General features: G+C 66.0%; 3 protein-coding genes. All 3 read left to right on the top strand.

The annotated features are described in order from the left end of the window. Positions 1-216: 216 nt before the first annotated feature. Positions 217-2,754, top strand: a complete 2,538-nt coding sequence (locus KFO72_RS41175; RefSeq protein ID WP_225034500.1) for a heavy metal translocating P-type ATPase — start codon at positions 217-219, stop codon at positions 2,752-2,754. 141 nt (positions 2,755-2,895) lie between these two features. Further along, complete coding sequence (locus KFO72_RS41170; protein WP_054933399.1) at positions 2,896-4,866, top strand: methyl-accepting chemotaxis protein; 1,971 nt, start codon at positions 2,896-2,898, stop codon at positions 4,864-4,866. Positions 4,867-4,900: 34 nt separating this feature from the next. Next, a partial coding sequence (locus tag KFO72_RS41165) for a hypothetical protein (RefSeq protein ID WP_225034499.1) occupies positions 4,901-5,083 on the top strand: 183 nt, incomplete at its 3' end.

Genomic DNA, 5,083 nt, shown 5'->3' with positions numbered 1-5,083 from the left:
GGTGCCGCCCCGCACAGGGGCGACGCGTGAAGCGAGCTAACAATTCGCGGATGCCCGCGAAAGCAAAAGCAATTCGCGGATGCCCGCGCAAACGCAAAGGCAAAAGGAAAAAAGAAAAAAGCAAAAGCAAAAAATCCCCTTGACCTTCCCATCATGGGAACCCCGATACTGCCTCCAACGATACGCAATAGCGCAAAAAACGGGAGCCTCCCAGCCATGACCGAACTCGCACCACCCCGCACCGGCGACACATCCCGCCCGTCGGCATCGTCGGAACTCGACATTCAGGGCATGACATGCGCGTCCTGCGCGCTGCGCGTCGAGAAAGCGCTCGCAAAAGTACCGGGCGTCGCGCGCGCAAGCGTGAATCTTGCCACCGAAAAAGCAACCGTCGATGCCGACGCATCCGTCACCACCGATACCCTCGTCAACGCCGTCCGCAAGGCAGGCTACGACGCACAGCCGCTGAACGGCGCGCCGCCACCCAACAGCAACGCCCAGTCGACAGCCGAACTCGCCATCGGCGGCATGACCTGCGCGGCCTGCTCCGGACGCGTCGAAAAAGCGCTCGCGCGGATTCCCGGCGTGACCTCCGCGTCCGTCAATCTCGCCACCGAAAAAGCAACCGTCACCACCAACGGCGCAGTCGGCGTCGATCAGTTGATCGCGGCCGTCACGAAGGCCGGCTATCACGCGACGCCCCTCTCCACCGACGACGCAACCCCCGCCGCCACCGAAGACAAGGACGCCGCCGCCCGCGCCGCCGTGCGCCGCGAACTCGGCGCGGTCGTGATCTGCGCGCTGCTGACGCTGCCGCTCATCCTGCCCATGCTCGCGGAACCGCTCGGCCTGCACGCGATGCTGTCCGCCACGCCGCAACTCGCGCTCGCCACCATCGTCCAGTTCGTGTTCGGCGCGCGCTTCTACCGCGCCGCATGGAACGCCGTGCGCGCGGGCGCGGGCAATATGGATCTGCTGGTCGCGCTCGGTACGTCGGCGGCTTATGGCGTGAGCGTCTACCAGATGGCGCTGCATCCCGGCGACACCATGCATCTGTACTTCGAGGCGTCGGCTGTCGTGATTACGCTGGTGCGCTTCGGCAAGTGGCTCGAAGCGCGCGCCAGGCGCCAGACCACCGACGCGATCCGTGCGCTCAATGCGCTGCGTCCCGACCGCGCGCGCATCGTGGTCGGCAAGGAAGAGCACGAGGTGCCGCTCGCGCAAGTGCGCACCGGCATGCTCGTCGCGGTGCGGCCGGGCGAGCGCGTGCCCGTCGACGGCACGGTGCTGCAAGGCCGCACGCATATCGACGAATCGCTGATCACGGGCGAAAGCCTGCCCGTGCCGAAGCAGCAGGACGACCGCGTGACGGCGGGGTCGATCAACGGCGAAGGCGCGATCATCGTGAAGACGACGGCCATCGGCGCCGAGACCACGCTCGCCCGCATCATCCGGCTAGTCGAAACGGCGCAGGCGGAGAAAGCCCCGATCCAGCGGCTGGTCGACCGCGTCAGCGAGATTTTCGTTCCCGTCATTCTGGCTGTCGCGCTCGTCACGCTGGCCGGCTGGCTGATCGCCGGACACAGCGCCGAAACGGCGATTCTCAACGCGGTCGCCGTGCTGGTGATCGCCTGCCCGTGCGCGCTCGGCCTCGCGACGCCGACCGCGATCATGGCGGGCACAGGTGTGGCCGCGCGTCACGGCGTGCTGATCAAGGACGCGCAGGCGCTCGAAATCGCGCATCAGGTCCGCGTCGTGGCGTTCGACAAGACGGGCACCCTGACAGTCGGCCAGCCATCCGTAACGGCGTTCCAGACGGCGGATGGCGTGGACCGCCAACACGCGCTGGCGCTCGCGGCGGCCGTGCAGCGGCATAGCGAGCATCCGCTCGCGAAAGCCGTCCTGAAAGCCTTCGAAGCGGAGGGCAACGGCGCCACGTCGCCCGCCGCCGGCGACGCGCGCGCGGTCGCGGGGCGCGGCGTGGAAGCGGATATCGACGGCGAGACGTTCGCCATCGGCAGCAGCCGCTGGCTGGGCGAACTGGGCGTCGTGCCGTCGCCCGCCCTCGCCCGCCGCGCGCAGCAACTCGAAGCGCAAGGCGATACGGTGTCGTGGCTGATCGGGCGCGGCAAGACGGGCGCGCAAATGAACGTGGAAGCGGGCACGCCAGCGGGTCGACAGGCCCAGGCGCTCGCGCTGATCGCCTTCGGCGACACACTCAAGCCGGGCGCGCGCGCCGCGATCGAACGGCTGTCGCGCATGGGCGTGACGAGCGCGCTGGTGACGGGCGACAACGAAGGCAGCGCGAACAGCGTCGCCGCCGCGCTGGGCATCGACGAAGTGCACGCGCAGGTCCTGCCGTCCGACAAGGCGCGCGTCGTGCACGACCTGAAGATCCGCACGTCAAGCGTGGTCGCGATGGCGGGCGACGGCATCAACGACGCCCCCGCGCTCGCCGCCGCCGACATCGGCATCGCGATGGCGACGGGCACCGACGTCGCGATGCACGCAGCCGGCATCACGCTGATGCGGGGCGACCCGGCGCTGGTCGCCGATGCAATCGACATCTCGCGCCGCACGTGGCGCAAGATCCAGCAGAACCTGTTCTGGGCGTTCGTGTACAACCTGATCGGCATTCCGCTCGCCGCGTTCGGGCTGCTGAACCCGATGATCGCGGGTGCGGCAATGGCGTTCTCGAGCGTGAGTGTCGTGACGAACGCGTTGCTACTACGAACCTGGCGCTCTTCGCATTGATCTGAGTCAACACTCTAGCTTTCAAAATTAAAGGAAAACGTTTGGCGTGCCGTTAACAGGTTTCAGGCTGCCGTTTCGGTGTCGCGTGCCTTGGCGCGCGACACAACGGAGCAGCTTCAATCCCGTTACCTGCAGACCCTCATGGACATCCTTTCATTGCGCCGCGCCAGCGTGGGCGCCAGGCTCGCCATGCTCTCGTGCGCGCTGGTGGCCGTCATTTTTGCCGCCTTCACGTTCGCCTTGACCCGCACGGCGGGCACGCTGATCAGCGATCAGGTGCTGTCGCGCATCACCGAGAAAGACCGGTCGATTGCCGCGATGATCTCGCTGTTCGACAAGGCGCTCACAGCCGAAGTGGGCCGTTCGATGACGCTGTTCGCGAGTTTCCTGCCGCCCGGCTACGCGCTCGACGAGACGCAGAAGATCGACATTGCCGGCACGCCGACACCCGTCTTCAAGGCGGGCGACAAGGTGCTGAACAACGACTTCTCGATTCCCGACCAGTTTCTTGCGCAAAGCGGCGCCATCGCGACGATCTTCGCGCGCACGGGCGACGACTTCGTGCGCGTGACGACCTCGCTGAAAAAGCAGGACGGCTCGCGCGCGATCGGCACGCTGCTCGACCGCAAGGGCCCTGCCTACGGCCCCGTCGCGGGCAACAAGACCTTCACGGGACTCGCGACGCTGTTCGGCAAGCGCTATATCACGCAGTACCGGCCGATCACCGATGCCAGCGGCAAGGTAATCGGCGCGCTGTTCGTCGGTGTCGACGTGGATGCGCAGATCAAGTCGGTCGAAGACGGCATCCGTCAGTTGAAGATCGGCGACACGGGCTATTACTTCGTGTTGAATGCGTCGAACGGCGCAGAGCGCGGCAAGCTGCTGGTGCATCCGGCCGCTGCCGGTCAGGCAGGCGACGAGAGCGCCGCGCCGTACAAGCGCATGCTCGACGAAAAGGAAGGGCAGATCGAATACTCGAGCGCGGAAGCGGCGCTGGGCGAGACGGGTGCGCGAGACAAGTTCGTGTCGTTCGTCACCGTGCCGGAATGGGGCTGGCTGGTAGGCGGCGTCGCGAAGCGCGACGAAGTGATGGCCGACGTGATCGCCACGCGCAACCGCTTCATCCTGATTGGTTTCGTGCTGGTCGGGTTGTTCGCCGTCGTGTTCCTGATCGCCGTGCGCCGGCTGGTGTCGCGCCCGCTTGACGAAGCGGCGAAGGCTTCGGAGCGCTTTGCATCGGGCGATCTGAGCGTGCGCGTATCGGCGAGCCACGAACGGCGAGCCGATGAAATCGGCCGCCTGATGCAGGCCATCGACGGCATCGGCGAGGGGCTTGCGCGGATCGTCACACAGGTGCGCAGCGCGTCGGCGGATATGACGGAAGGCACCGCGAAGATCGCTGCGGGCAGCGGCGAGATCGCGTCGCGGATCGGCACGCAGGCCGCGAGCCTCGAAGAGACGGCGGCGAGCATGCAGCAGATCACGTCGACGGTACAGCAGAACGCCGGTCACGCGGCACAGGCGAACACGCTGGTATCGGGCGCATCGGAAGCGGCTCTCGACGGCGGCCGCGCGGTCGAGCGGGTCGTCTCGACGATGGGCGAGATCAGCCAGTCGTCGAAGAAGATCGCCGATATCACGACGGTCATCGAGGGCATCGCGTTTCAGACCAATATCCTCGCGTTGAACGCTGCCGTCGAAGCGGCGCGCGCGGGCGAGCACGGCAAGGGGTTCGCGGTGGTTGCATCGGAGGTGCGTGCGCTTGCGCAGCGCAGCGCGGCGGCGGCCAAGGAGATCGAAGGCGTGATTGCCGAATCGACGGCGACGGTGTCGAGTGGCTTCCGCATAGCCGAGGAAGCGAGCACGACGATGCGCTCGATCGTCGAGCGGGTTGGGCAGGTGCAGACGATTATTGGCGAGATCAGCGTTGCTTCGAAGGAGCAGTCGAGCGGGATCGAGCAGGTGAATACGGCCGTCACGCAGATTGGGGAAGTGACGCAGCAGAATGCCGCGCTCGTTAGTGATGCCGAGCAGGCAGCTGCTGATCTGAGCGCGCAGGCTGACAAGCTGGCAGAGGTTGTTTCTGTGTTTAAGTTGGGCGGGCAGGATTAGGTTTTTTTTTGGTCTGCGACGCTGGGTGGGGTGGTTGATTTTGCGCTTGCATCCGCGGATTGCTTTTGCTTTTGCTTTCGCTTTTGCCTTCGCTTTTGCCTTCGCTTTTGCCTTCGCTTTTGCCTTCGCTTTCGCTTTCGCGGGCATCCGCGAATTGTTAGTGCGCTTCACGCGTCGCCCCTGTGCGGGGCGGCACCTACTTTTCTTTGCCGCCGCA

Origin of the sequence: Paraburkholderia sp. XV, assembly GCF_020177535.1 — a bacterium.
In the GTDB taxonomy this organism is placed as follows: Bacteria; Pseudomonadota; Gammaproteobacteria; order Burkholderiales; family Burkholderiaceae; genus Paraburkholderia; species Paraburkholderia caribensis.
Note: the sequence above shows the minus strand (reverse complement) of the source record. Positions and strands in the feature narration are given on the sequence as shown.